The 26,338-nt window shown below is 56.8% G+C and carries 30 protein-coding genes; 16 read left to right on the top strand and 14 right to left on the bottom strand.

Annotation, left to right across the window (positions count from 1 at the left end; genetic code table 11):
• Window positions 1-6 precede the first annotated feature (6 nt).
• Complete coding sequence (locus N3G78_02570) at window positions 7-363, top strand: cupin domain-containing protein (protein ID MCX8116801.1); 357 nt, start codon at window positions 7-9, stop codon at window positions 361-363.
• Window positions 364-371: 8 nt separating this feature from the next.
• On the opposite strand, the gene N3G78_02565 is transcribed toward N3G78_02570, so the two are convergent.
• The 7 genes from N3G78_02565 to N3G78_02535 all read right to left on the bottom strand — a co-directional run bounded on the left by N3G78_02565 (window position 372) and on the right by N3G78_02535 (window position 7,184).
• Window positions 372-1,076, bottom strand: a complete 705-nt coding sequence (locus tag N3G78_02565; protein MCX8116800.1) for a hypothetical protein — start codon at window positions 1,074-1,076, stop codon at window positions 372-374.
• Between the two features lie 411 nt (window positions 1,077-1,487).
• A complete protein-coding gene (locus N3G78_02560; protein MCX8116799.1) occupies window positions 1,488-2,240 on the bottom strand; it encodes a DUF72 domain-containing protein in 753 nt (250 codons plus the stop codon).
• 44 nt (window positions 2,241-2,284) lie between these two features.
• Complete coding sequence (locus N3G78_02555) at window positions 2,285-2,950, bottom strand: rhomboid family intramembrane serine protease (GenBank protein ID MCX8116798.1); 666 nt, start codon at window positions 2,948-2,950, stop codon at window positions 2,285-2,287.
• A 38-nt stretch (window positions 2,951-2,988) separates the two neighbouring features.
• Entirely contained in the window at window positions 2,989-4,359 is a 1,371-nt protein-coding gene (locus tag N3G78_02550) for a sigma-54 dependent transcriptional regulator (GenBank protein MCX8116797.1), read from the bottom strand.
• Between the two features lie 3 nt (window positions 4,360-4,362).
• Window positions 4,363-6,087, bottom strand: coding sequence for an ATP-binding protein (locus N3G78_02545; GenBank protein MCX8116796.1), 1,725 nt, complete (start codon window positions 6,085-6,087; stop codon window positions 4,363-4,365).
• Window positions 6,088-6,098: 11 nt separating this feature from the next.
• Window positions 6,099-6,503 carry a periplasmic heavy metal sensor gene (locus N3G78_02540; protein ID MCX8116795.1) on the bottom strand — a complete coding sequence of 135 codons (405 nt, stop codon included), beginning with the start codon at window positions 6,501-6,503 and terminating at the stop codon, window positions 6,099-6,101.
• Between the two features lie 180 nt (window positions 6,504-6,683).
• Window positions 6,684-7,184 carry a Spy/CpxP family protein refolding chaperone gene (locus N3G78_02535; protein ID MCX8116794.1) on the bottom strand — a complete coding sequence of 167 codons (501 nt, stop codon included), beginning with the start codon at window positions 7,182-7,184 and terminating at the stop codon, window positions 6,684-6,686.
• A 353-nt stretch (window positions 7,185-7,537) separates the two neighbouring features.
• Here N3G78_02535 and N3G78_02530 point away from each other — a divergent pair, with 353 nt between their 5' ends.
• The 11 genes from N3G78_02530 to N3G78_02480 all read left to right on the top strand — a co-directional run bounded on the left by N3G78_02530 (window position 7,538) and on the right by N3G78_02480 (window position 18,401).
• Window positions 7,538-8,320, top strand: coding sequence for an IclR family transcriptional regulator (locus N3G78_02530; GenBank protein MCX8116793.1), 783 nt, complete (start codon window positions 7,538-7,540; stop codon window positions 8,318-8,320).
• Window positions 8,317-9,660 carry an aminotransferase class III-fold pyridoxal phosphate-dependent enzyme gene (locus tag N3G78_02525; protein ID MCX8116792.1) on the top strand — a complete coding sequence of 448 codons (1,344 nt, stop codon included), beginning with the start codon at window positions 8,317-8,319 and terminating at the stop codon, window positions 9,658-9,660. The genes N3G78_02530 and N3G78_02525 overlap by 4 nt, the downstream gene beginning before the upstream one ends.
• On the top strand, window positions 9,657-10,046 hold the full coding sequence (locus N3G78_02520; protein MCX8116791.1) for a 4Fe-4S dicluster domain-containing protein: 390 nt from the start codon (window positions 9,657-9,659) through the stop codon (window positions 10,044-10,046). Before N3G78_02525 ends, N3G78_02520 begins: the two co-directional genes overlap by 4 nt.
• The gene (locus tag N3G78_02515) at window positions 10,043-11,893 is read left to right on the top strand and encodes an aldehyde ferredoxin oxidoreductase family protein (GenBank protein MCX8116790.1); all 1,851 of its coding nucleotides are present in this window, start codon (window positions 10,043-10,045) and stop codon (window positions 11,891-11,893) included. The genes N3G78_02520 and N3G78_02515 overlap by 4 nt, the downstream gene beginning before the upstream one ends.
• Before the next feature lie 125 nt (window positions 11,894-12,018).
• On the top strand, window positions 12,019-13,197 hold the full coding sequence (locus N3G78_02510; GenBank protein MCX8116789.1) for an ABC transporter substrate-binding protein: 1,179 nt from the start codon (window positions 12,019-12,021) through the stop codon (window positions 13,195-13,197).
• 66 nt (window positions 13,198-13,263) lie between these two features.
• Entirely contained in the window at window positions 13,264-14,124 is an 861-nt protein-coding gene (locus tag N3G78_02505) for a branched-chain amino acid ABC transporter permease (protein ID MCX8116788.1), read from the top strand.
• A gap of 25 nt (window positions 14,125-14,149) precedes the next feature.
• Window positions 14,150-15,067 (top strand): branched-chain amino acid ABC transporter permease, encoded by a 918-nt coding sequence (locus N3G78_02500; GenBank protein MCX8116787.1) that lies wholly within the window; start codon window positions 14,150-14,152, stop codon window positions 15,065-15,067.
• Window positions 15,064-15,798, top strand: coding sequence for an ABC transporter ATP-binding protein (locus tag N3G78_02495; protein MCX8116786.1), 735 nt, complete (start codon window positions 15,064-15,066; stop codon window positions 15,796-15,798). Before N3G78_02500 ends, N3G78_02495 begins: the two co-directional genes overlap by 4 nt.
• Window positions 15,791-16,495, top strand: a complete 705-nt coding sequence (locus N3G78_02490; protein ID MCX8116785.1) for an ABC transporter ATP-binding protein — start codon at window positions 15,791-15,793, stop codon at window positions 16,493-16,495. The genes N3G78_02495 and N3G78_02490 overlap by 8 nt, the downstream gene beginning before the upstream one ends.
• Window positions 16,496-16,505: 10 nt before the next feature.
• Window positions 16,506-17,333 (top strand): 3-keto-5-aminohexanoate cleavage protein, encoded by an 828-nt coding sequence (locus N3G78_02485; GenBank protein MCX8116784.1) that lies wholly within the window; start codon window positions 16,506-16,508, stop codon window positions 17,331-17,333.
• Between the two features lie 189 nt (window positions 17,334-17,522).
• Window positions 17,523-18,401, top strand: a complete 879-nt coding sequence (locus tag N3G78_02480) for a DUF86 domain-containing protein (GenBank protein ID MCX8116783.1) — start codon at window positions 17,523-17,525, stop codon at window positions 18,399-18,401.
• Here the strand turns inward: N3G78_02480 and N3G78_02475 are convergent.
• Window positions 18,347-19,723, bottom strand: coding sequence for a CoA-binding protein (locus N3G78_02475; protein MCX8116782.1), 1,377 nt, complete (start codon window positions 19,721-19,723; stop codon window positions 18,347-18,349). The genes N3G78_02480 and N3G78_02475 overlap by 55 nt on opposite strands.
• 93 nt (window positions 19,724-19,816) lie before the next feature.
• Here N3G78_02475 and N3G78_02470 point away from each other — a divergent pair, with 93 nt between their 5' ends.
• The 4 genes from N3G78_02470 to N3G78_02455 all read left to right on the top strand — a co-directional run bounded on the left by N3G78_02470 (window position 19,817) and on the right by N3G78_02455 (window position 21,437).
• The gene (locus tag N3G78_02470) at window positions 19,817-20,182 is read left to right on the top strand and encodes a nitrous oxide-stimulated promoter family protein (GenBank protein MCX8116781.1); all 366 of its coding nucleotides are present in this window, start codon (window positions 19,817-19,819) and stop codon (window positions 20,180-20,182) included.
• A gap of 196 nt (window positions 20,183-20,378) precedes the next feature.
• Window positions 20,379-20,783, top strand: a complete 405-nt coding sequence (locus N3G78_02465) for a hypothetical protein (GenBank protein ID MCX8116780.1) — start codon at window positions 20,379-20,381, stop codon at window positions 20,781-20,783.
• A 68-nt stretch (window positions 20,784-20,851) separates the two neighbouring features.
• Complete coding sequence (locus N3G78_02460) at window positions 20,852-21,055, top strand: DUF1858 domain-containing protein (GenBank protein MCX8116779.1); 204 nt, start codon at window positions 20,852-20,854, stop codon at window positions 21,053-21,055.
• A gap of 43 nt (window positions 21,056-21,098) precedes the next feature.
• Window positions 21,099-21,437 (top strand): cupin domain-containing protein, encoded by a 339-nt coding sequence (locus tag N3G78_02455; protein MCX8116778.1) that lies wholly within the window; start codon window positions 21,099-21,101, stop codon window positions 21,435-21,437.
• On the opposite strand, the gene N3G78_02450 is transcribed toward N3G78_02455, so the two are convergent.
• The 6 genes from N3G78_02450 to N3G78_02425 form a co-directional block, all read right to left on the bottom strand.
• The gene (locus tag N3G78_02450; GenBank protein MCX8116777.1) at window positions 21,397-22,374 is read right to left on the bottom strand and encodes a Ppx/GppA family phosphatase; all 978 of its coding nucleotides are present in this window, start codon (window positions 22,372-22,374) and stop codon (window positions 21,397-21,399) included. The two genes, N3G78_02455 and N3G78_02450, sit on opposite strands and share 41 nt — an antisense overlap.
• Window positions 22,349-23,377 carry a hypothetical protein gene (locus N3G78_02445; GenBank protein ID MCX8116776.1) on the bottom strand — a complete coding sequence of 343 codons (1,029 nt, stop codon included), beginning with the start codon at window positions 23,375-23,377 and terminating at the stop codon, window positions 22,349-22,351. Before N3G78_02445 ends, N3G78_02450 begins: the two co-directional genes overlap by 26 nt.
• Window positions 23,378-23,451: 74 nt before the next feature.
• Window positions 23,452-23,646: a DUF6485 family protein gene (locus tag N3G78_02440; GenBank protein MCX8116775.1), complete on the bottom strand. Its 195-nt coding sequence runs from the start codon at window positions 23,644-23,646 to the stop codon at window positions 23,452-23,454.
• Between the two features lie 59 nt (window positions 23,647-23,705).
• The gene (locus tag N3G78_02435; protein MCX8116774.1) at window positions 23,706-24,653 is read right to left on the bottom strand and encodes a hypothetical protein; all 948 of its coding nucleotides are present in this window, start codon (window positions 24,651-24,653) and stop codon (window positions 23,706-23,708) included.
• A 23-nt stretch (window positions 24,654-24,676) separates the two neighbouring features.
• Window positions 24,677-25,279 carry a D-sedoheptulose 7-phosphate isomerase gene (gene gmhA / locus N3G78_02430; protein ID MCX8116773.1) on the bottom strand — a complete coding sequence of 201 codons (603 nt, stop codon included), beginning with the start codon at window positions 25,277-25,279 and terminating at the stop codon, window positions 24,677-24,679.
• A 14-nt stretch (window positions 25,280-25,293) separates the two neighbouring features.
• Window positions 25,294-26,238: a lysophospholipid acyltransferase family protein gene (locus N3G78_02425; protein MCX8116772.1), complete on the bottom strand. Its 945-nt coding sequence runs from the start codon at window positions 26,236-26,238 to the stop codon at window positions 25,294-25,296.
• Between the last annotated feature and the right edge of the window lie 100 nt (window positions 26,239-26,338).

The following is a 26,338-nucleotide window of genomic DNA, read 5'->3' as shown; positions in this document are numbered from 1 at the left end:
GACCGTATGATCTTGAGAAATCTTGCCCATCCTGAAGTCAAAGCCACCCGCTACGTCGCCCACGGAGGAGGCATCGCCCATATGGTCCTCACCCACCCAACGCTGAAGACCATGATGTTTTTGGCCCATGCCTCCGTGCCCCCTGGCAATAAACTCCTGGGCCACGTGGATCCCATGGAGGAGATTTATATCATTCAGAAGGGGAGAGGGCTCATGCAGGTCGGAGAGGAGCTCAATGAGGTAAAGGCGGGCGACGCCATCCATATCCCCATCGGCCATTATCACGAATTGACCAACACCGGAGAGGAAGAATTGAACTTGCTCGTCGTCGCCGGCCTCATTCCGAGGCCCGGAGGCTTTTGACCCATGTTTCAAGGTTGGAGACCTGAAAGGGCCTGCCTCATCGCCTCCAGCTCTTCCTGAAATCCCCACCGCTTCATGAGCCAAGGGATCCGCTGCCGGTCATCCATCTTCTTGAACAACTCCCTTTCAGAGTCTCCGAGGGTCTTACGAATCTGCCGAAGGCCGGAATCGTCCCTCGAAAACATCCGGACCACCTCATGGGCGATCAGTCCGACATTGGCCTTCCGGTTGTTCGGGAAGGAGCGTTTGATCAAAACCAGTCGAATAAAAAAGGGATTCCTTGAGGGGCCGCTTTCACCAGGAAGGGTGCCCCCCAGTGCCCCGTCCTCTTCGCTCTGAAGGAGCTCAAGCGTTTCCTTGCTCATGGGGATGGTGAGAGGGATGGAGGGCTCGTCTTCCGGGAGTTCGTAAAAGATGACAAGGTTTCGAAAGAGGATCATCCCGAGGGGAGAGTCATAAATTCGGTTGAGGAACTCCAGAAGGCAACTACCGAGGTCATTGGAGAACACGGCCGAAAGGTCGATGATCTTGGCCATCATGTTCTGTTTTCTCAACTCCTCCCTCTGATCCTCCTCCTCGGCCAATCTTTTCCCGTCCCGCAGACAATCCCTGAAATGCTCGCATTCCCGGCACTCGGGTTTGGCATCGGTTTTGGTAAATCCGCCTTTTAGGGTGACCTCCCGGATCGATCCGAAGCAGGGCTTTCTCTCCACGGCTCCCTCTCCTTTTGGATTCTCCTCCCTACCCCCAAGCGGTCCTCGCCCAGACGAGTTAATCCTTCCTGAACTTCAAAAGCCAAAGAAGCCCCATCCCAAACGGCAAGGAAAGTATAGACCCAATGGACTTGAAATCCCCTCCCTTTTTTCTCATAATAAACCCCAGTCTGACCTTGAACTGTGTTTTCCATACACCATCTCGGGAAAAAAGGCAATCGCTCTCTTCGCGTAAGAGCCAGGAGCCTTTATGGATCGCCAATTGGTAAGAGAGTTCATCATCTTCTTGATCCTCCTCTTTGGATGGACCACGGTCATCCTCCTCATCGGCCCAAAGTGACCCGGAGGCTGACAGAGGAGCCATTTCTTTCCGGTCTTCTTTTCCTCAGGACGCACCTGGATCGGACGGGGTCATGAGGGCGGCCCGGGGGATTCTATCAGTCGCTGAAGGGAAAGGGCATTCTTCACCGCGAACCCATGGGCATCGTTATTGAAATAGACAAAGGCATCCCCCTTCTTCCCGACCCAGCCTTTAATTTTTCTTGCCCACTCTTTTAACTCCCCATCCGAATAATTGGACCCATAGAGGACCTCGCCACCGTGGAGCCGGAGATAGACAAAATCGGCGGTCACCCTCTCGGTGTAGGGAAGCCTTGAGCCGTGGGAGATACAACATCCGAATCGAAACGTCTCGAGCATCCTGAAACACTCCTCGCAGAGCCAGGATTCGTCCCGAAATTCGAAGGCATGGCGGATCGATTTCGATCCGGGGAGGGTCGAAAGAAGCCCACAGAAGGCCTCGAGCCTCTCCTTTTCAAAAGGAAACCGAGGGGGAAGTTGCCAGAGGAGGACCCCCATCTTCTCTTTCAAGGGGGAGGCCTGATCGAAGAAGAGGGTGAGGGGTTCTCTGCACTCCTTCAGGCGCTGGACGTGAGTGATAAAACGGCTTCCTTTGACAGCGAAAGTGAAACCTTTCGGGGTCCGTTTATACCACCCCTCGAAGACCTCCCTCTTGGGAAGCCGATAGAAGGTCACGTTGAGTTCAACGGTAGGGAAGGACCGGGCATAGAATTCGAGCCACTGCCTCTGAGGAAGATCGGAGGGATAAAAGACGCCGTTCCACCAGTGGGGGTAATTATAGCCGCTGGTCCCGATCAGGATCATGTCCCCTCTTCCCTCTTCTCAGGGAGGATCGCCTCTGCGGTCTTTCAGTGATATCCGTCCCAGCGGTTCGGCCCTCGCCTGGTCCACTTCCATTTGTAATATTCTCGACGAATCTTTCTCCGAACCCAGGGATAACCCATATAGAAAAGGCCGAAGAGGAGGCCCCCCAGGTGAGTGAGGTGGGCGATTCTCCCCCCCGATCCCTCGGCGGAGGAGAGAAGAGCGATGAGGCCGAATAGGATTACCATATATTTGGCAGGGATGGGAAAGAGGAAATATAGGTAGATAGGACGGTTCGGAAAGAGCCAGCCGAAGGCCAGCAGAATTCCGTAAATGGCACCGGAGGCACCGACCACGGGGACCATCTGGTGGGGGGTGAAAACCACCGTGCAGAGCGCAGCCCCGATCCCGCAGAAGAAGAAGTAGATCAAAAACTTCTTAGACCCCCAGTAATTCTCCAGCTCTCCCCCGAACCACCAAAGGGCGAGAAGATTCAGGAGGAGGTGGGCGATTCCTCCGTGAAGGAAAAGATAGGTGACGAGCTGCCAGAGAAAATAGCGTTTCCAGACCAGGATGGGGACGAGGCCCAGGTAGAGTTCGATCCGATGGCTGACCAGCATCTGGAGGAGAAAGAAGGCTCCCATCAGGATCATCAGGGTTTTGATGACCGGTGGGAACCCATATCCGAACTGGATGCGATAGTAGGCCATCTCGAACCTCTGAGATTTGGAGACCTCTCCCCCGCAGGTTAAGAGGGCCGAATCCCGTATTTCTTCATCTTATATCGGAGAACCCTTTCGCTGATCCCGAGGCTTTCGGCCGCCCGGGTCTGGATCCCCTGGTGCTGGTGGAGGGCCTTCAAAATGAGGTCCCTCTCCACCTCCTCGAGGGATTCCGGTAGGGTCTTCATCTTCTTTGTAACATTCCAATCCTTCTCAGGAACCCCCTCCTGCAGGTGAAAAGGGAGGTCCTCCCGGGTGATCACCGGACCGCGGCAGAGCACCACCGCCCGTTCGATGAGGTTTTCCAACTCCCGAACGTTTCCAGGATAGGAATAACGTAAGAGGAGGGCTCGCGCCTCCTTGGAGAGGTCCTGGATCTTCTTCCGATTGAGCTCGGAGTATTTCTTCAGGAAGTGATCGATCAGAAGGGGAATGTCCTCTCTTCTCTCCCGCAAGGGGGGCAGATGGATCGAGATCACATTGAGCCGGTAGTAAAGATCTTCGCGGAAGGAGCCGTTCTTTATGGCCTCCTCTAAGTTCCGATGGGTCGCAGCAATCACCCTCACATCCACGCGGAGGCTGATGTTTGAGCCAAGCCGTTGAAACTCCTTCTCCTGTAAGATTCTGAGAAGTTTGACCTGGGTCGTAGGCGGAAGCTCTCCGATCTCGTCCAGAAAGAGGGTCCCTCCGTCCGCCTCTTCGAACCGGCCGATCCTTTTCTGAAGGGCGCCGGTGAAGGCCCCTTTCTCGTGGCCGAAGAGCTCGCTTTCGAGAAGCGTCTCCGGGATGGCCGCGCAATTCACCTTGAGGAAGGGCTTATCGGCCCTGGGGCTCGCGTAGTGGATGGCATTGGCGATGAGCTCTTTCCCCGTCCCGCTTTCGCCCCGGATGAGGACGGTGGCCTGGCTGGGAGCTACCCGAGCCACCAGTCCCATGACCTCCTCCATCTTGGGACTCGCCGAGATGATGTTCTGGAAGGCATACCTCTCCTGAAGCCGTGCCTTCAGCTCCCGGTTCTCCCGGATCAGGTTGGACCGTTCCAGCGTTTTCCGGATGATGAGGAGAAGCTCTTCGAGATCGATCGGCTTGGTGAGATAATCGAGGGCCCCCTCTTTCATCGAGGCCACCGCGGTCTCGACGGTCCCGTAAGCGGTCATCATCACCACCGGAAGGTCCGGAAATCGTCTCCGGATCTCGCGAAGGGTCTGAAGCCCGTCGAGTTCGGGCATCTTGTAATCGAGAAGGGCGAGGTCAAAAAAGTCGGCCTCGATCTTCTCGAGGGCCTCTCTGCCCTTCGAGGCCGTCTCCACGGAAAACCCCTCCTTCTTCAAGAATCCTTCGAGGAGTTCCCTTTGGGAGGCCTCATCTTCAGCGATGAGGATCTTTGCCTTCTCCATGCCTTAAGTGGCCCCCTCCCCCTTGAGAGGGAGGATGACCGTCACCTTCGTCCCCTCTCCGACCTTGCTTTCTACGCTTAACTGGCCCCCGTGGGCTTCGATAATCCGGTGGGCGATCGGGAGCCCCAATCCAACCCCTCTCTCCTTGGTCGTGTAATAATAGTTGAAGATCTTCTCCATCTGATCTTCTGGAATCCCGGGACCGGAGTCGGTGAAGGAGATTTCCACCCGATCCTTGGAGGGACGGGCCTCGATCCGGAGGATCCCACCGTTTTCCATGGCCTCCATTCCATTTTTCATAATATTGATCAAGGCCTGTGTCAACTTCTCCTCATCCATCCTCACGATGGGGAGAGAATCTCCCTGCGAGAGCAGGAGGGTGATCCCCCGGTTGGAAGCCTCCTCCTGAAAGAGCCGGACGAGATGTCTCAGGAGGGCTTCCAGCGACCCCTCTTTCAACTTGAGGTCGAAGGGCCGGGCAAGGCCCAGGAACTGTTCGACGATCTCGTTGACCCTCCGGGTCTCCTTGAGCATGATGTCGGCCAGGGAGAGAAATTCTCCCCGCAAGGGTTCCTCCCGAGGGGGAAATTCCCTTTTCAATCTCTGAAGCCCCATGCTCATGGCATTGAGGGGATTTCGAATCTCGTGGGCCACCCCTGCGGCCAGATGGCCGAGAGAAGAAAGCCTCTCGGCCAGACGCATTCGACCTTCCATCTCCCGAAGTTTCAGAAAGGCTCGGTTCTGGTTGACCCAGATCAAAAGGGTCGCGGATACCCCCAAGACGAGAAAGAAGAAGATGGAGAGCCCCACGCTCCTTTTGGTCTGATCGAGAAGGGGGCGGACCTCTTCAGAGGCGTATCCGATGCGGATCAACCCAGGCGGATGGCTGTTCAGAGAAAAGGCCTTCACCACTTCGAAAACCTCGTCTTCGCCCTTGGGCCGATAGGTTCTGGAAACGGGTTTGGGGTTCCCGAAGACCCCTTTCAAAAAGGGGTCCTCCTCCTTTTGACCGACCGATTCCGGGTTCGTGTGGGCCAGGTAGGTCAGGTCTTCATCCTGAACCGAAAAATACAGGATCCCATCCCGGAGGCCCAGGTCGGAGATGGCCCTCTGGATGGCCAATTGCCGATACAATCTTTTGACGGTCCTCCCTCCGAGTCGAATGACGGTGATGCCGGAAGCATTCTTCCTTTCCATGGCGAGGGAGAAGAGAGCTTCTTCCTTCAGGGGGCGGCCAAAAAGATCCGTTGCGAGGGTTCGTCTTTGCTCGATGACCTCCCTCAAAAGAGAGCGGGGGCTGGGGAGGGGAAGAGAAGGAGGAGAGGGCCACGATCGGAGGAGGTTTCCCTGAAGGTCATAAAGTTCGATCGAGGCCAAATCATACTGGTGGGCAAGGGATTGGAGATCGGAGGGGGAGGGCGTCTTTCCTCCATCGATTTGGTCGATCCGACGGAGGGCATCGACGAGATACTCCAAAATCGATTCTTCCATGCCATAAAGGGATTGGGAGGTCTGAAGGATGTGGAGGAGTTCCGAAAGGTTCTGCTCGAAGTGCTGGATGAGGGCCGTTGCCTCCCGCTCCAGGAGGAGGTAGAATCCTTTCTTCGTCCGATGGATTTCGAGAAAGCCGTTGATGAGGAGAATGACAAACAGGATTCCCGTGAAGATCGCGAGATAGACGGCAGAGATGCTCTGGCTTGTAGGCTGTCGTTTCCCTTTCGAGAGCAACCCTCATCCCTCTATTCTTCGGGGGGCGGAATCTTCATCGGGGGCATCGGCTTAAAGGGTCGATGCCCGGGCATCGTTTTATGAGGCATGGGGAACTCCTCCTCCGGACACCAGAGAAGGAGTTGTTCGGGAGTGAGGAGATGACGAATCTTGATCAGATAGTCGATCGTCTTCTCCTCCATTCTAATTTGGGCCTCTGCGAGTTCCATATATTTCATCCGGATGATCTCCATCCTTGAAGAGGAGTTCGTGAGAAGCTCTCGCAATTCGATCCGTTTGGCAATGAGTTGTGCCCGAAGGGTCTGAGTTTCCTGGAGATAGCTCTGTTGAAGATGCTGCAGCCCCTTGATCTGCTCTGAGGTGAGGTTGAGCTCCGAGGCCCTTAAACACCTCCCCTCTTTCCTCCACGGCCTCATCCCCTGACCCTCGGCTTGGATGGGGAACGACGAAAGGTGAAGAATGACCAACAGCGCGATGAGGAGTTTCATGGAGAGGGGCCCTGTCCAATAAGGATATCGGAAAGGTTTCGATTTGTCAAAAAAGGGGAAGAACCGACGGCCCTTCCCCTTCCTTGGGGTCCTATGAGGAAACTTCTCTCAGAAACAGGGTCCCTGTCCAGGCCCCCTGCCCCATCCAAAACCGGAGCCTCTCTTCGGTCCAGGGCCGAAGCCAGGGCCGGGGCAAAAATCGCGGCCGAAGCCAAACCCTGCGATCTGTTCGGGCGTAAGGATCTGACGGACCTCCAATCGATGCTGAAGCCCCTTCTCCCTCATCTGGTTCTGGAGCTCCCTCAACTCCCTCTCCTTTTCGGCGATGGCCTTGGGATCGGCCTTAGGATTGGTCCAGAGGGATTGGAGCTCTAACCTCTTGGTCAGAAGTTCTCCTCTCAGCTTCGCCGTTTCGGAGGTAAACTTCTGCCTTAACTCCTGAAGCTTCGCCTTCTGGTCAGGGGTTAAATCCACTCCCTTGCCAGCAGCCCAAGCCTCACCCCATGGACCTTTCCAACAGGGACCGCAACCGGGGCCGTAAGCATAGGCCGACCCGGCGGCGAGAATGACCAAAACCATCAGACTGACGAAAACCCAACGCTTCTTCATCTCCCTTTACCTCCTTTTTTGGATTTTTGATCTTCCTTTCAGCAACCCTTGTGCCAATCCTTCCCGAGCGGAATCTCCCCTTGTAGGCCTCTCTTCTTTTCTCAATCTCATTGGGCAGTTAGAAAAGGTTTCTCGCCAGGCGACCCTCCAGAGGAACTTCTTAAAAAGGAAGGGGGCTCGACAATTCTGACGAAGGATTCGACGAAGCTTTCCGGTCTGGCCGGGGAGAATCCCCCTTGCCCTCAGGGGTGCGCCACGGAGGGGAGATCGCAACGAGGGCCTTGACAAAGGTCCCCTGATGGGATAAAGAGATGGTGAAATACCGATAATTAGTACCGCATTGCGGTAATACCATGGACCCCTCCAGAAATTTCATCGAGTCCCTCTCGAGGGGGTTGAACCTCCTCTCCACCCTTGCCGAAAGCCCCTTTCCCCTGACCCTGACCGAACTGTCCCGGCATCTCCACCTGAGCCGAAGCACCGTCCAGCGCCTCCTCTATACCCTCCTGAGTTTGAAATACCTCGACCGGGAGGAGGCTACGAAGAAATATCGATTGGGGCAGCGGGCCCTCTTGCTCGGCCTATCGATCGCCAAGCATTCGGACCTCCGGAAGGTGGCCTTCCCCCACCTCGAAAAGACCTCCCAAGAGATCGGCGAGACCGTCAACCTCGCCATCCTCGACGGCACGGAGATCGTCTACGTCGAGCGGATCAAGACCCAGCAGATCCTCAACATCAATCTCGAGGTGGGCTCCAGGCTTCCGGCCTACTGCACCTCCATGGGAAAGGCGATCCTCGCCTTCCTCCCCCCCAAAAGATTAGAGGCCCTTTTGAAGGAAATGAAGCTGAAACCTCGCACCCCCTTCACCCTCGTCTCCAAATCGGCCCTGAAGCGGGAACTGGACAAGGTGAGGCGCACCGGATTCGCCATCAACAATGAGGAACTTTCGATCGGGCTCCGTTCGGTGGCTGCCCCGGTCAGGAATGCCCAGGGAGAGGTGATCGCGGCGGTCAATATCGCCGTCCCCTCCAGCAGGGTCGACCTGAAAAGGCTCGAAACCGAGCTGGCCCAGAAAGCCATTGAGACCGCGAATCGGATCTCTTATACCCTGGGCTATCGAAAGGAGGCCCCATGAAATACGCATATCCCGAAGGTCATGTCTTCTACCGAAAGTTAGGCCGCTCCTACCCGGTGGCCGTCCGCGGGGAGGGCATTTATCTCTACGATGAGGACGGAAAGAGGTATATCGATGGTTCGGGGGGAGCCCTCGTTGTGAACATCGGTCATGGCCACCGGGAAATCTTCCAACAGATGGTGGATCAGATGGCCGAGGTGGGCTACGTTCACGGAACCCAATTCACGACGAAAGCGATCGAGGCCTATGCCGAGGCCCTCAGCCAGGTCCTCCCGAAGGGGATGGAGAAGATCTACTTCCTCTCCGGAGGCTCCGAATCGATCGAAGCGGCCATCAAATTCGCCAGACAATTCTTCTTAGATTCGGGCCAGGCCCAGCGATGGCGGGTCGTTTCCAGATGGCACAGCTATCACGGCAATACCCTCGGGGCCCTCTCCCTGACCGGCCGGGTCGGGATGCGGAAGCCCTATCTTCCCCTCCTGATCGACTTCCCCCACTTTCCTCCCCCTTACTGTTACCGGTGTCCCTTCAACCTCACCTACCCCAAATGTGATCTCGAATGCGCCAAGGCCTTGGAACAGGTCATCCAGATGGAGGGGCCGGAGACGATCTCGGCCGTCATCCTTGAACCCATCGGCGGCGCGACGATCGGGGCCCTCGTCCCTCCGGAAGGGTATCTTTCGACCATCCGAAAGATCTGTGACCGCTTCGGGATCCTTCTGATCGACGACGAGGTCATGACAGGGATGGGTCGAACCGGGCGATGGTTCGCGGTCGAACACTGGGGGATATCGCCCGATATCATGGTCCTCGGAAAGGGGATGAGCGGAGGTTACTTTCCCCTCTCCGCGATGATCACCCGAAAGGAGTATGTCGATCGGCTGAAGGAGAAGACCGGTGGGTTCGTCCACGGCCATACCTTCTCTCACCACCCCGTGGCCTGTGCCGTGGGCCATGCGGTCCTCCGTTTCATTAAGGAGCATCAATTGATCGAAGCCTGTCCGAAAAAGGGCGATTACCTTCTGAGACGGCTCGAAGAACTCAAGGCCTTTCCCTTTGTGGGCGATGTGAGGGGCAAGGGGCTGATGACGGCCATCGAATTCGTCAAAGATCCCAAGACCAAAGAACCTTTCCCGAGGGCCGAGAGATTTACCGAACGGGTGATCGACCTGGCCTTCGAAAATGGCCTCGTCCTCTATCCGGGGACCGGTTTCGTCGATGGGATCAACGGCGACATGGTGATGGTCGGGCCTCCCCTGATTATCGAAGAGCCTCAGATCGATGAGATCATCGATCTTCTCCAGAAGACCTTTTCCCGGCTTGCCAAGGAGGTCTTATGAAGCAACTGCTCCTGGATCACGAACGCTGTACGGGTTGCTCCCTCTGTGAACTGATCTGCGGCCTCGCCCATTTCCGGGAGAACAACCCCAAGAAATCGGCCGTCCATATCAAGCGGAAATTCCCCGCTCCCGGATCCTTTGAAATTCAGGTCTGTAACCAATGCGGCCGGTGCAAAGAAGTCTGTCCGGTCGAGGCCATCTCCGAAAGGGAGGGCGCCCTGGTGATCGACCCCGAAAAGTGCACCTTCTGTCAGGTCTGCATCGAGGAATGCCCTTATGGAGTTCTTTATACCCATCGGGACATCCCCATCCCCATCAAGTGCGACCTCTGTGGGGAATGCGTGACGGTCTGCGCTCCCGAGGCCATTCGCTGGAGGGAATCATGAACCAAAGATACGGATACGGTGGCACGGTCCTGCGAGTCAATCTGACCGGGAGGAAAATCGAGAAGGAGCCTCTAAACCCTCAGCTGGCCAGGGACTGGCTGGGCGGGAGAGGTTTCATCGCAAAGCTTCTCTACGAGGAGTTGCCCAGGGGCGTCGATCCCCTCAGCCCCGAAAACAAACTCCTGATCGCCACGGGTCCCCTTTCGGGAACCTTCTGGCCCAGTGCGGCCAAGATCGTCTTCGGAACCAAATCTCCCCTGACCGGTGGCTACGGCGACAGCAACTTAGGCGGCTTTCTCATGGCCGAGCTGAAATATGCAGGCTACGACATGATCATCCTGGAAGGGGCCTCGGAAGAACCGGTCTACCTCTACATCGAGGATGACCGCGTAGAACTTCGAGAGGCCCGGGCCTACTGGGGCAAGGGAGCCCTCGCCACAGAGGTCGAATTGAAAAAGGACCTCGGGGAGGATTTCCAAATCGCCACCATCGGCCCAGCGGGTGAAAACCTGGTGAGGTTTGCCAACATCAACCATGAGTATGGAAGACAGGCCGGTCGATGCGGGATGGGCGCGGTGATGGGGTCCAAGAAACTCAAGGCGATCGCCGTCCGGGGCACAGGGGGGATCTCCCTTTACGACCCACAGGGCCTTGTCGAGATCACGAAGCGCGTGTTGAAACATATCATCGCCCAGCCCTACTTCAAACGATTCCGGCTCTACGGCACGACCGATATCACGGATTGGTGCCAAGGCATGGGGGTGCTGCCCACCAAAAACTTCAATTACGGCGATTATGAGAAAGAGGAGGCCCTCGCCCCGGAAACCATGCGAAAGAAGATCCACGTCCGGGACAAGGCCTGTTTCGGGTGTCCCCTGAACTGCGCCAATTATACCCGTTCCCCTAAATACGGCACCTACATCGACGGCCCGGAATACGAGACGATCGGAATGCTCGGCTCGAACCTCCTCCTCGACGACATCGAAGAGGTTCAGTACCTCAATTACCTCTGTGACGATTATGGCATCGATACGATCGCTGCCGGCGGCACCCTCGCCTTCGCGATGGAGTGTCTGGAGAAGGGCCTGTTGAAGCCGGAGGACCTGGACGGCATCGATCTCCGTTTCGGGAACCTCGAGGCGGTCAAGAGCATGCTGAAGAAGATCGCCTATCAGGAAGGGGCGGGAAAAGAGCTGGCCAAGGGATCCCGCGCCCTCTCCAAGAGGATCGGTCGCCAGAGCGAATCTTTCGCCTTCCACGTCAAGGGGCTGGAATTTTCGGCCTATGAATGTCGGGGGGCGCCCGCCATGCTCCTCTCCTTCATGACCTCCGACATCGGGGCCCAACACACCCGCTCCTGGGCGATCGTCCAGGACATGGATATGGGAAGGGACAACGTGGAGGGCCGGGCCAAGTTGGTCAAAGACCTTCAGACCCTCCGGCCCCTCATGGAGATGTTCGGCGTCTGCCGGTTCCCCTGGCTGGAGGTGAAGGTCGATTTTGAAGAGTATGTCAGGGCATTCAACGCGGTGACCGGATTGGGATACTCGAGAGAGGATCTCTTCCGGATCTCAGAAAAGGTCTGGAACCTGACGCGGGCCTTCTGGGCAAGGGAGGTCGAGGATTTCGGTCGGAGTTACGACCTCCCACCGGGCCGCGTCTATGACCCTATGCCCTCGGGTCCGGCCAAAGGGCTCCATCTCACCGAAGAGAAGGTGAACCGGATGCTCGACGAGTATTACGACCTTCGAGGGTGGAACCGAAACGGGATCCCCACCGAGGCCAAATTGAGGGAACTGGGGCTGGATCAGGTGGCAGAGGATCTAAAAAAACTGGGAAAGCTCTGAAGGGGAAGGGGGTGAGGGTTCGTCCAAAGAGAGATTAAAGGCAGTTGGCGTTAACGGTCTTCAAAGGGTTCGGCAATGTCACCTTAAGGACAGCAGGAGAGGTCCTCTCTCCAAGGAGGTTTGAGATGAAACGAATCGTTGCACTGGTTTTTGGGTTGTTCCTCGTCATGGGATCCTGGGCCATGGCTCAGGAGACGATCAAGATCGGCGTGGTGGGCCCCAGAACCGGACCGGCTGCCGCCACGGGAAAGGCCTTTGAAGAGGGGATCGCCATCGCCCTGGACCATATCAATGCCAAAGGCGGCGTTCTGGGGAAGAAGGTCGAGGTGATCTTCGAGGACACGGGCGGTGTCCCGGAGAAGGCGGCCGCCGCCTTCGAAAAACTGGCCACCCGGGACAAAGTCCCCATCGTCGTGGGAGAGAGCCACTCCTCCTCGGCCCTGGCCCAGATCGAGGTGGCCAATCGGTATAAAGTTCCTTTTATCATCTGCGAAGCCTGGCACGATGACATCACCAAAAAGAATTACCGGTATGTTTTCCGGGCAGGCCCGGTCAACAGCGGGGTCGTCGACTTCTACATCGCTCCCTTCGTCAAGGAGCATGGATTTAAGAAGGTGGCCATCGTGAGGGAGAATTCGGACTGGGGGGCAGGGATCGCCGAGCGGACCGAAACGAATATGAAGAATATGGGGATCCCTTTTGTGACCCTGAAGGTGGAACGGGAGAGCAAAGACTTCTACACCGAGTTGACCAAGCTGAAGGCGGAAAATCCCGACCTGATCCTCGCCTATATATATGGCACCGGCCTTCACTTCTTCGTCGCCCAGGCCCACGAGGTGGGATTAAGCCCCAAAGCCCTCATCCTGGACGGCGCAGGCCCTCCGAGCCTCTGGGATACCTTCTGGAAGAACGTGGGAAAGGCAGGGGATTTGGAACTCTTCATGTCGAGCATGCATGAGAAGGTCCATCTGACCCCCACCAGCCGGAAATTCTGGGAAGACTACAAGAAGAAGTTCGGGAAAGACCCCACGGACTACAAGAGCCGATCGATCTATAATGTCGTCTTGATCGCCGCGGATGCCATCGCGAGGGCCAAATCGACCAACAACGAGGCCATCGTCGATGCCCTCGAAAAGACCAATCTCGAGGTGACCACGGGAGTGGTCAAGTTCGGGTTGAAGCAGGGCACCTACGAGTATCATCAGTGGATGCCCCCCATGCTGGTGGTCCAGTGGCAGGATCAGCAACAGGTGGTGGTCTACCCCAAAGAGGCAGCCACCGGAACCCTCAAGAGGGGAAAATAAGAGAGCGTGGGTCGGAGATCGGGGTGGGGGCTCCTCCCCCTCCGACCCCTTTCGCTGAGGACCTTTATGGCTGAATTTCTGATGTACCTGACCAACGGGATCGTGATGGGCGTCATCAACGCCATTTCCGCGATCGGCGTCTCCCTGATCGTGGGGATCATGAGGGTCGTGAACTTCGCCCACGGGGAGCTTTATATCTTCGCGGGTTACTTCAGCTACCACCTGAGCGTCACCCTCGGGCTTCCTCCCCTCCTGGCCATGCCCCTCTCGGTGGGCTTCATCTTTCTCCTCGGGCTAATCATGGAGCGGACCCTGATCCGGCCCACCTACGGCGACGAGATGTACTCCCTCATCATCACCTTTGTCCTCTCCATCGTCTTGCAGAACGCCGCGTTGCTGATCTTCGGACCCTATCCCAATAAGCCTCCCAGCCTTCTGGCCGGGGCCACAAACCTCTTCGGTCTCTTTCATTATGGAAACCAGAGGCTCCTCTCCTTCGGGGTTTCGGTGGCCATCCTCCTTGCCATTTTCTATTTGATCAAACGGACCTGGTTTGGAAAGAGCGTGAGAGCGATCTCCCAGGACCGGGGCATGGCCGCTCTGGTGGGGGTGAACCACTGGAGGGTCAACATGATCTCTTTCGGCCTGGGAGCGGCCCTTGCGGGAGCCGCAGGCGTCCTCATCGCACCCATCTTCCCGGTCACGCCCACCGGGAGCTCGGCCGTCAGCCTGACGGCCTTCGTGGTGGTGGTCCTGGGCGGGATGGGATCCTTGAAGGGGTGTGTCGTTGGAGGGTTGGCCCTCGGCATCCTTGAAAATTTAGGGGCCGCCTACATCTCGACCATGTACCGGCATATCTTTGGATTCATCGTCCTGATCCTCGTCCTGGTCTTCAGGCCCTGGGGGCTCTTCGGCCAGAAGACTTGACGTTGAGAAGGTCTGCGGGTTGGAAATGAAGAAGATCTCGATCTTGGTTGGCGTGATCCTTTTGGCCATCGTCCTTCCCTTCGGCCTATCCGAATACTGGCTTCACGTGATGATCATCAGCCTCTTCTATGTCATGATGGCCTCCTCCTGGAACCTCATCGCAGGCTACACCGGCCAGGTCTCCTTTGCCCATGCCGCCTTCTCGGGAGTCGGGGCCTATGTCTCCGGGATGCTGGCCGTCAAGGTGGGCCTTTCTCCATGGCTGGGCGTCCTCTTCGGGACCGCCCTGTCGGCCCTTCTGGGGTTGGGCCTGGGGTTCCTCTGCATTCGGATGGGAGGGATCTACCTCTCGCTTACGACCCTCGGCTTCTCGGAGATCTTGCGGATCATCATCACCAACGAAGACCGTTGGACCCGCGGCACGATGGGGTTGCAGGTCCCCGGTCTCTTCTCGGAGTACTCCAAGTTGAATTACTACTTCCTCTTCCTCCTCGTCACGATCCTCCTTCTCGTCTTCATCTACAGGGTGGTCCACTCCGAGATGGGGTTGAGCTTCCGGGCCGTGTTAAACGACGAACTGGCGGCCTCCTCCTCGGGGATCGATACGATCCGGGTCAGAATCATCGCCTTTACGATCTCCAGTGCCATGGCGGGGATGGCCGGAGGGCTCTACGGCCACTACCTCATGCTCATCACCCCTGACATCCCCTCTTTAGGGCAGATGTTCCTTGTGCTTGCCATGGCGGTCATCGGGGGGATGGGAAGTTTCCTCGGACCGATCATAGGAGCCTTCGGTCTCGAAATCCTCTCCGAATATATCCGGATCTACGGGGAGTACCATGTCCTCCTCTTCGGGCTGGTGGCCCTGGGGGTGGCCCGGTTCGCTCCGGAGGGGATCGTCGGGATGATACGTCGAAGATCGAAAGGGGGAGAGTTCCTATGAGTCCCATCCTCGAAGCAAGGGGGTTGACAAAATCCTTCGGAGGGTTGACCGCGGTGAAAAAGGTCGATTTCCACCTCGAGGAGGGAGAGATCGTCGGCCTGATCGGTCCGAACGGAGCGGGCAAGACCACCCTCTTCAACCTCGTCACCGGCCTCTACCCTCCCGACGAGGGGAGTATCCTGTTCAACAGCATCCCCCTCCGGTCCCTGAAACCCTTCGAGATCTGCCGGCTGGGGATCGGAAGGACCTTTCAGATCGTCCGCCCCTTCTTAAAGATGACCTGCCTCGAAAACGTGTTGGTCGGAATTATCGGAAGGGGGGAGGGACGGGCGAGCTTAAGGGAGAAGGAGGAGGAAGCGAAGGACCATCTGAATTTTGTCGGGCTGGGAGGCCGGGAGAAGGTCCTGGCAAACGATCTCACCCTGATCGACAAGAAGCGACTGGAGATGGCAAGGGCCCTTGCCACGCGGCCTAAACTCCTCCTCCTTGACGAAGTTCTGGCCGGCCTCAACCCCTCCGAGGTCCTCCAGGCGTTGACCCTGATCGAGGCGATCCGAAGTCAGAAGGGGATGACGATCTTCTGGATCGAACATGTCATGGGGGCCATCATGAAGGGCTCGGATCGGATCCTCGTGCTCGACCAAGGTGAGAAGATCCGGGAGGGGAAACCCGAAGAGATCATCTCGGATCCGAGGGTCATCGAGGCCTATTTAGGAGAGTCCGATGCTTGAAGTCCATGGGATTGACGTCTTTCGGGGAGAGGCCCAGATCCTCTGGGATCTCACGATGAAGGTCGAGAAAGGAGAGATCGTCACGGTCCTCGGGGCGAACGGGGCAGGCAAGACGACCCTGATGGAATCGATCCTCGGTGTCCATCCCCCTAAAAAGGGAAGCATTACCTTTATGGGAAAGGAGATCACTGGCCTGCCCTCCTACGAGATCGTCTCCCTGGGGATCTCTTCGGTCCCAGAGGGAAGGAGGATCTTCAAGGATATGACGGTCTATGAGAACCTTGAGATGGGGGCCTATCCGGCAAAGGCCAGGCCTATGCTCCAGGAGACCCTGGGGTGGGTCTTCGGCCTCTTTCCCATATTGAATCAGAGAAAGGCGCAGATCGCCGGGACCTTAAGTGGCGGGGAGCAGCAGATGCTGGCCATCGGCCGGGCCCTGATGTCCAAACCCTCCCTCCTGCTCCTCGATGAACTCTCCCTCGGCCTTTCGCCTAAAATCACCAAAGAGATCTACCGGACCCTCCAAAAACTCCATGCCGAAAAGGTGACCATGGTCCTGATCGAACAGAACGCAACCCTGGCCTTGAAATACTGCCATCGAGGCTATGTCCTCGAGACAGGTCGGGTCGTCCTCCAGGGGACGGCCCAGGAACTGGTGGGCAACGAACACATTCGAAAGGCCTATCTCGGAATGTGAGGTCTCTGGGATGGAGAAACTGATCATCAGCGTCGGGATCACAGGATCGAGAATCACAAGGGAGCAGACCCCTTACATCCCGATCCTTCCGGAAGAGATCGCCCGATCGGGGATCGAAGCATGGAGGGCCGGGGCATCCATCCTCCATGTCCATGTGAGAGATCCCAAGACCGGATTGGGAACACAGGATTATCACCTCTTCAAGGAAGTGGTCGATCGGATCCGAGGCGAGACCGATGCGGTCCTCTGTCTCACCACGAGCGGAATCCCTGGAAGGAACCTCGATTACGAAGAGCGGCTCACCCCTCTGGCCCTCCAGCCGGAGTTGGTCTCCTTCGATGCGGGTTCCATCAACATGAGGGATCTCGTCTTCCTCAACCCTCCCGACTTTCTGGAGAGGCTGGCCAGGGAGACCCTCGCAAAGGGCATCAAACCCGAGCTCGAGGTCTTCGAGGCCGGCATGGTCGAGACCTGCATCCGATTGATGGAAAAAGGCTTGCTCAAAGCCCCGCTCCATTTCCAGTTCGTCCTGGGCGTCATCGGCGGGATGTCGGCCACGGCCAAATCGCTCCTCCACCTCTCGGAAATCATCCCCAAAGGATCCACCTGGTCGGTGATCGGTATCGGACAGGCGCAGCTCCCCATGGCGATGATGGCCATGGCCATGGGCGGCCATGTCCGGGTCGGCCTCGAGGATAACATCTACTATTCGAAGGGGAGACTGGCCAGGAGCAATGCCGAGTTGGTCGAACGGGTCGTGAGGATCTCAAAAGAATTCGGCCGGGAGATCGCCACCCCATCGGAAGCCCGTATCCTGCTCGGCCTGCCCCCTAAATAACCCCCCTCATGACCTCTCCTTGAAGCCAAAGGATGGCTTTGGTATCTTAAAACAAACGACAAAATCGGAGCATTCCGAGGAGCACCGCGACGAATCGCTCTCAACGGCCATCCTCCCATTGCGAGGGAGCGGAGCCTACGGCCTCGAAGCCATGGAGACGTTAAAAGAGAAGAGATTTTCAAACCGGTGGTGTTAAAACCGGAGGAGAAAGAGGCCTTGTTGAGGCTGATGAAAGAGGCCCTCTCCTCCGAGGCCTTAGGGATCGTGTTTGGTTATGTCCATGGATCCTTCGTCAAATCGCAGACTTTTCGGGACATCGATGTAGCCCTTTTCATCGAAGGGAAAGGAGAGCTCACGTACGAATCAGATCTCTCTGCGAAATTAACAGCAATCTTGGGTGACCCTGTCGAGGTCAAGGTCATCAATGAGGCGCCGGTAGCCTTCCAAGCGGTGGTCCTCCGGGATGGAAAGCTCCTCTTTTCAAGGGGCGAAGGGAGAAGGGCCAGTTTTATAGAGGAGGTCGGGAAACGCTATAGGGAATACTCCCACTTCAGAAATCTATTCCTCGAGGTAGCGGTGTTCGACCAGGACCGAATCGCAAAGGATAGAGAAGATATTCTCACCATGAAGCGACAGATCGAAGAGATACTGGCCTTGGGTGAGGATGCCTTTTTGCGCGACAAGAGAAGTCCCCTCGCCTTAAAGTATCTCCTTATCGAGGAGGTGGAGGCGATCACAGATATATGTCAGCACCTGCTGGCGAGGGTGAAAGGGATCGCCTGTATGGGTTATGTCGATTGCATCGTTAAGGGAGGTGAGCACGGGATCATCTCTCCTGATTTGGCGAATAAGTTGAGAAGACTTGCCGACTTAAGAAACAGCCTGATCCACAGGTATGGATTCATAAACGATGGGGAGCTTTTCAAGCTCTGCAAGGAGAACCTTGGAGATTTCGATCAGTTCATCGTTCAAATCGATCGTTTCGTGAAGAAAGATGAACCAATCTCTCTTCCTCAGACCCTTTCGAAGAGGCTGGCCATGGCCCGGACGGTCCGGCCGATCTCGTAGAAGGTGGGCCAGCCCTCCTCTTCCAAAGGGAGCCGGGTCGCCTCCCGGATCTTCTCCGGTCCGATCAACCAGAAGAGAATCGGCTTCCTCGGATCTTTCACCCCTGAAAGGATCGCCTTGGGCTCAAACTGCCAGACCCCATGCCCTGCATAGAGATGGACGATGATCCCATCGACCTCTGAATCGTCATGGAGGGCCGATATCCCCTCCCGATAAGTGAGGAGGGGGCCGTTTTTTTCCATCGCAGGCCAGTAATCGACAGGATTTTGGATCGGCATCCAATCCGGCGAGAGGGCTTTCAGTCGCTTCAGGGTCCGGGGAGAAAGATTGGCCAGAGCGAGGCCATGTCGTTCTAAATGGTCTGAAGTGACGATCCCGGAGGCTCCGCTGTAGGTGAGGATGGCGATCCGCGGCCTTTCTCTTTTAGGTTTCTTAAGATGGAAACCCTTTTCAAGAACCCTGGCGATGTCCATCATCTCGAAGAAATCCTCCGCCTCGATCACCCCGGCCTGTTTTAGGATGCCCTTGATCAATTCGTAACGGCCGGCCAGCGAGGCCGTATGGCTGAGGGAGGCTTTCGCTCCGGATGGGGTTTTGCCCCCCTTTAATAAGACGATGGGTTTGTCCGAAGAGGCGGCCAGTTCGAAGAAGCGGCGTCCGTCGGCAAAGGATTCGAGGTAGAGGCATACCACCTCCGTCGAGGGATCTCCCAATAAGTATTCGAGAATCTCATTTTCATTGACGTCGCTCTTGTTGCCGATGGAGCAGACCTTGGAGAGGCCGACGATCCTATTCCCCATGAGGGTGATGATGAACCCTCCCGAGAGGAGGCCGCTCTGGACCACCAGGGAGATACGGCCTGGCCGGAGGGCCTCCTGCATATCTTGTGGAATGACGAAAGAGAAGATGTAACGCCTTCCCGTATCGATGATCCCCATGCAGTTGGGGCCCCAGATCCGAATCCCTCCCTTCCTGGCAATGGAAAGGCATTCCTCCTGGAGCCGTCTCCCTTCCGGACCCACCTCGGCGAAGCCCCCTGATTCGATGATGACCCCCCGGACGCCTTTGGCGGCGCAGTCCTCAAGGATCTGAGGGACGCTCCTCGCAGGGACGAAGATGATGACCAGGTCGAGGGGGCCTTCGATCTCCGATACCTTTGGGTAACATTTCAACCCGAGGACCTCTTCGTATTTCGGGTTGACCGGGTAGATGGGACCCCGATAGCCAAAGAGGAGATTGGCAAGGAGATTCCTTCCCCCTCGGTTTGCTTCGGGTGTGGCTCCCACCACCGCAATGCCATTGGGATTGAAGAAAAAATCCATAGGGCCTTTTTCTTAACTCATCCCCTTGACTTAGGTCAAGGAAACCTCGATGGAAACAGGTTAGCTTTGAAGTATGGAGGAGAAAAGAAAACGATGGTGAAGAAGGAAGGACTCTCCCAAAGAGAGAAGGAGGATATCCGGACCCTGATGAGGTTCGTCGAGATCTACTGCCGGGAGAACCACGACGGAGAGAGAGCCCCGTTCTCCTTCAGGCTCTATGATCTGAAGACGATCCATGAGAAAGAGATCTTCCTGTGCCCTGATTGTCAAAGATTGCTCACCTACGGCCTGACCATGAGGCTCAGGTGCCCCTACGATCCGAAGCCGATGTGCAAGAAGTGCCAGACCCAATGCTACAAGGGCGATTACAAGGAAAAGATCCGGAAGATCATGAAATTTTCCGGGATGTACCTGATCAAGCACGGCCGGGTGGATCTCTTGTTTCACTATCTTAAGTGAAGGCGAGGAAACGGAGAAGAGGTTGACTTGGATCAAGGCTTAAATCAGGAGTATGGCAAGCCTTTGAATGAAAGGAGAAGGAAATGGCTGAAAAGGGCGAGAAGAGAGAGAGCCATGGCGGGTAGGGCCTCGATCCGGCGCGAAGGGTTTAAGGGTCGGAGATAAAAAATTGTGAAGAACCGTTGGAGGAATCGAAATGGATAGGTATGCAAAGGCCTTTGTCAAAGCCAGTTTGATCTACTTGGGGGTCGGGGCGATCACGGGTCTTCTCATGCTCGCCCATCCCGACCTTCGGTATTCCCTGACCCGGGTCCACACCCATATCAATCTGCTCGGGTTTATGGCGATGATGATCTACGGGGTTGGATATCACATCCTACCGAGATTCATGGGAAGGCCCGTCTATAGCCACGGCCTAGGAATGTTTCAGGTCTGGCTGGCCAACCTGAGCCTCATCGGCCTCTCCCTGTCCTGGATCTTCCAGGCGATCCAAGGAGGCCTCTGGCAGACCTTGGCCATCCTCTCCGGATTGGGCCAGGCGGTATCGATCTTCATCTTTATCTTCAATCTCTGGATGAGCATGAGGCCGACGAAGAATTAGGATTGGTCGGGCTCGGGGCTGGGAAGGAGATCCCCGGCTTCGAAATCAAAGAAGGAGGAGGAAGGGACATGGCGGAAAAGAAGTTCCACAAGGACATGATCATCGGGGACGTCTTAAAACAGAATCCCCAGGCCATCAAGGTGATCGAAAAGTATTTCGGCACGGGCTGCTTCACCTGCCCCGGGATGAAGATGGAGTCGATCTCCTTCGGGGCCCTGATGCACAACATCGACCCGGAGGAGATCGTCAAGGAGTTGAACGCCCTGGATTAGTTCCTAAGAGCGATATGGACTTCTCGAAAACAGGAGGTGAAGGATGGAACCGCTCCATCTCCTCGAAATGGCGGAATTCTCGAGGGAGAATTTCGTGCCCAAACAGATCCATATCGGTGAGGCCGCTGCAGCCGTCCTCATCGGTTTCGAGGCCGGCCAGGCGATGCCGCCCCATCCCCATCCGGGGGCCCTGGAGGTCATCCTCTACGGCGTGGAGGGCGAAGGGGCCCTGGTGATCGGAGAGGAGGAGAGGTCCTTTAAAAAGGGAGACCTCGTCTTTTGCAAAGGGGACGTCCCTGTCGGTCCGAAGAACCCTGGGCCAGGGAGGTTCCTCCTCATGGTCATCCTGGTCCTGAAACAGTTGGTCTCGAAGGCGAGCTGAAAGGCGCAATCCCCATTTTTTTATACAAAAGGCCGTACCTTACCCCGTGAGCGCTTACCCAAAAGGAAGGGCAACCGAAGCGTTCCATGGTGCGGTGAAGGATCGAAGCCCCCGCCAGAATGACATCCGCCCGGGCCGGAGGAAGCCCCCTGAGCCTCCGCCTCTCTCCAAGGTTTAGGGAGCGATAAAGCGAAAGCTGCCGTTGGAGAGCCTCCCGGGTCATGACGAATCGGTGGATCTTTTCGATCTGGAAGGATTCAAGCCCCTGTTCCACAGAGGCCAGAGCAGTTCCGGTCCCACCGATCGAGACCATGGTCAGAGGAACTTCAGGGGCGACGACTCGTTGGAGTTGTTTATCGATCTCCTCGACCATGGCCCTGTATTCGGGGTCCTTCACCGGGTCCGAAGGAAGGAATTTTTCGGTCAAGCGGACGATCCCGATGGGAAGGCTCTCCCAGCGCTCGACCTGACCGTCTCTCCCGAGGACGATCTCCGTGCTTCCCCCTCCGACATCGACGACCAGGAGGGGTTGAAATGGGTATGAGAGGTCCATCGCCACGGCCAGAAAGGAAAGCCTCGCCTCCTCCTCTCCGGAGATCACCTCGATGTCGAGACAAAACTTCTCCTTCACCTTTTGCCGGAAATGTTCGGAGTTCTTGGCCTCCCTCAGGGCACTGGTGCCCACGGCAAAGGTCCTTTGAACCCCCATCTCCTCGCACCGGCTTAGATATTGCTCCAGGGCACGAAGCCCCCTCTCCATCGCCTCTTCCGAAAGGATCCCGGTTCGGTGGAGGCCTTCCCCGAGACGGACGACGGCCTCCCGGTCTTCGAGCACCCGGAGATTCCCCCCCTCCCCCTCTGCGATGAGAAGCAGGATCGTATTCGTCCCGATGTCGATGGAGGCGACCCTTTCAGGAGAAATAAGGTCGGATCTCACGGCAAAGACCCTCAGGGTAGATGTTCAGGGTGAGCTCGGAGTGGAGGGCCTCGAACGAGGTCCAGTCGTTCAGGTAATAGGGCTGGAGGGGCGTCCTGGAGATGATCCTCAAGAGAAGCCAGTGAGTCTCCTCTCCGGAAATGGAATAGAAGGTGAGATTGAAGCTGTTCAAATTCTTATCGTGGTAGTATCTCAAGGTCGAGACAATCCCTCGGGCGAGGAGAGAGAGGTCCGCTGGGGTCAGGGTCAAGAGGGAGCTATGGCCTTCCACCACCGCACAGACCTCGTTAAATCCGATGGGCGCGAAGGAAACAAACCAATGGACATTCCCGGTCTTGGCGATATATCGCTCTCCCAACTCCTCCTCCTTCCGAACGAGATCCTGCCAGTAGATGGACCGGTTCCTCTCGTAGTAAGAGGCACCGGCCTCCCTCAGCCATTCCATCTCGTTGGTCGGGATGGGGTCGCCGATCACCTGGAGGTGAGGGTGGAGGATACTGCTTCCGGCCGGATGTAAAAAATTTTGACTCACCTGCCAGAAACGGCCATTGGGATCGTAGGCAACCGTCCTCCGGATGATCTCCACGGCTAAGGAGAGGCCATCTTCGTAGAGGGAAGGGGTAAGTTCGTTCAGGGGGCGAAAATGTGCCGAACAGAGGACGATGACGCTCCCGTAACTCCCTGCGGGAAAGAGGTTCGGAAACCCCACGGCCTCCCCCCTCGATAGCCTCCCTTCCGGTGCGATCTCTTTCAGGAATTTTGGGGTCTTCAAATGGACGTTCTCTGGACAGAAGATGCACCCTCGGGATTCCTCTACCATCCGGGAGAGGTCGATCCGCCCCGTATCGGGAAGGCCCCAGGTGATGATCCGACACCTCCTCTTCGTCAACGGATCGATTCGGACCTCCGTAGGAACCGAGACCGTCTCGAACCCTTGGAGGGGGGAAAGAAGATCGCATTGCAGATGGTACCGCTCGAATTGGATGTCCATGGCGTTGTCCATGAATCCCACGAAGGGGAAGGAGGACGTGGAATGCCGCTTCCTCGGCGGGCCTCCTCTCCGTCCCGGTCCATCGCCTATCGATGTTCCGCGATGAATCTCCGGATGGACCGGTCGTAAGTCCTCTCCCCTTCGGGAGAGAAGAAACACCCGGGCAACTGCTTCCTGCCCCAGTGATAGGCGATGCATTCGCAACACCTTCCCTTGCGGTCACAGGGTTCATAGGTGCAGGTGCAGCGCCTCTTATTCTTTTCGAGATGGCATTCGAACATCGAAACCCTCCTTTGCCGATCCTCGAATCGTCTCCCTCCTTTTCCGAGGAGAGGAGACCTCAACCGCCCATGAGTTTCTCGATGACAGCCGCCGAGAGAAGAGGCAACATGATCTCATGGTGGCCGATGAGGGTGAACCCCTTTCCACCGATCGAGGTGGGCCTTTGGACCACGTTGACCGTGGGCCGGTATTGGTGAAGGAAGTCCAGGTTCACCGTCGTCAATTCGGAAATCTGGTGACCCAAGTTCTTCGAGAGGGCCAGGGCCTTCAGGAAGACCTCGGGCAGGATGACCGCCGAGCCGAGGTTGATGAAGACCCCTTTTTCCAGTTGGGAGACGAGGGTGGCGAAGAGACGAAAGTCCCGGAGGCTTCCCTCTCCGATGGCGGCCCCGTCGGCGGAGGGTCCCATGTGGACGATGTCGGTGCCTATGGCGACGTGGACCGTAATCGGAAGGCCCAACCTCTGCCCGGCAGCCAGCAAGGAATATCGTCTGTATGGAAAACGGCCTGTGTTAATTTTATGCCCGACGGCCTGGCCGATCCCCCACCCCTTTCGAACCCCCTCCCGGATCGCCTGATTGATCGCCTCGTGAGTCTCCCGGACCATTCCAAACGTGCCCTGGTGAAGCTCCGACTCCACCTCCTCCGAGGTATGGCCCGACATGGCGATCTCCACATCGTGGACCACACAGGCGCCGTTCATGGCAATCCCCTTGAGGATGCCTCTCTCCATCAAGTCGATCAACACGGGACTGAGCCCTACCTTAATGGGATGGGCACCCATCCCGAGCAGGACCATACGCCTCTGCCTCACCGCCCGGGCGATCCTTTCCACCACCTCCCGAAAGTCCTTTCCGGCGAGGAGATTGGGGAGGCCTTTCAGGAATTCGGTAAACCTGCCCTCGCCCTGCCAGGCCCGTGCAAAAGCGGCCGTTTTAACCTTGTGTCTCTTTCCTTTCAAGGACGTGTAGGTGATGCGGTTGGGATCGAGGGGGCGGGGCACCATGGCGATCCTCTCAAAGGGTCCCTTCAGAGATCCTCTCCGCCGTAAGCAGAGGTGTTATGCAAAAATAGGTAATGTTCCACCAATTCACAGAGGAGATGTCCGACGAGGATATGGATCTCCTGAATACGGGGGGTGCTGGAGGAGGGGACGACGAGGGAAATGTCGGCGACCTTGGCAACCAATCCTCCGTCGTGTCCGGTCAGGGCGATCGTCTTGATGCCCATCTCCCTGGCCACCTCGAAGGCTCTCAGGACGTTCTGGGAGGTGCCGCTCGTGCTGATGCCGACGGCGACATCGCCCTCCCGACCCAGGGCCTTGAGCTGTTTGGCAAAGACGTCGTGGAAGGAGAAATCGTTCGAAATGCTGGTCAGGACCGAGGTGTCCGTCGTCAGGGCGATGGCCGGAAGAGGGGGACGCTCCATGATGTAGCGGTTGACGAACTCCGCTGCGAGATGTTGGGCATCGGCGGCGCTCCCGCCGTTTCCGAAGAAGAAGAGTTTGTTCCCCATCTCGAAACAGTGGGAGATCAATTTCACCACCTCGAGAATCTTCGAGAGGTTCCCCTTCAAAAACTGGTTTTTCACCTCGTTATGTTCTTTAAACCTCTTCTGGATGATCTCTTCCATCGGCCCAAATCTTATTACGTCTCCCCTCGGACTGTCAAGGAGCCCTTCGGCTGTTTCCACCGGCGATTGAGCCAGGCCCACTGGCTGGGATACGCCCTTACGACCCTTTCGACGGCCTTGGTAAAAGCGATGGTCAACTGCTCCATATCGCTCTCCAGGTTGCCGCTCCTCTCGACGGTGATGGGGGGACCGATCACCAAGGCCTCTGGAACCCCCTGCTCCCTTCGGATGAACATGGGCAAAATCGGCGCACCCGTCTTTAGGGAGAGGAGGGCAGGTCCTGGTGGCGTGAAGGCGGTCCTGCCAAAAAAGGGCGTGGGAACGCCACCCCTCCGCTGCTGCTCATCGGCGATGAGATAGAGGATCTCGTTGCGGCGCAGGCAGTTGAGGGCCTTCTTCAGCGAGACCGAGATCGGTTTCAACGGAATGGGATTCTGCCCGAGCCTTCGCTGGTGCTTCCCCAGCCTCTTCCAAAATTTGGGATAATTTCCTTCATTATAAATCAGATTGAACCGGTAACCTTCCAGGGCCAGTCTTGCCCCCACCAGCGTAAAAGGGCCAAGATGGAGACCCAGGGCGATCGTCCCACGGCCCTCAGCCAGGGCCGACCGTAGATGATCCTCTCCTTCGATCTTGATCTTGAGGAGGAATCGTTCGGGAGGATGGAGATAGCCATAGAGCGACTCCAGGGGGGTCAGGGTTAGATGGAAAAACACCTCCCGGGCAAGTTTTTCGATCCCCTTTGGATCCATCTCCCCTCCAAAGGCGAGCCGAAGATTATGGACGACCCTCTTCCGATACCGGGGATGGAGGAAGAAAAGGGCCGATCCCACCCATCGAGACATCGAAGGAAGCACCCGAGGAGGTAACCATCGGATCGGGACGCTCAGGCAGAGGGCGAGGATCGTCAACAGCAGATCCCCTGCCCAGTGGATGAGATGGGACGAACCCCTATTCATGGTGAGGAAGAATCTCCTTGGCCGCTTGGATAACGATAGAGGATTCCGGGCGGAATATCAATACCGGCCCCATCTCGTGGGTTGATTCTTATCCTTTTCT

The sequence above is a fragment of the Thermodesulfobacteriota bacterium genome (genome assembly GCA_026415035.1).
Classification (GTDB): Bacteria; Desulfobacterota; BSN033; order BSN033; family UBA1163; genus RBG-16-49-23.
The sequence above is the reverse complement of the archived record's forward strand: the minus strand, read 5'-3'. Positions and strand labels throughout refer to the sequence as shown.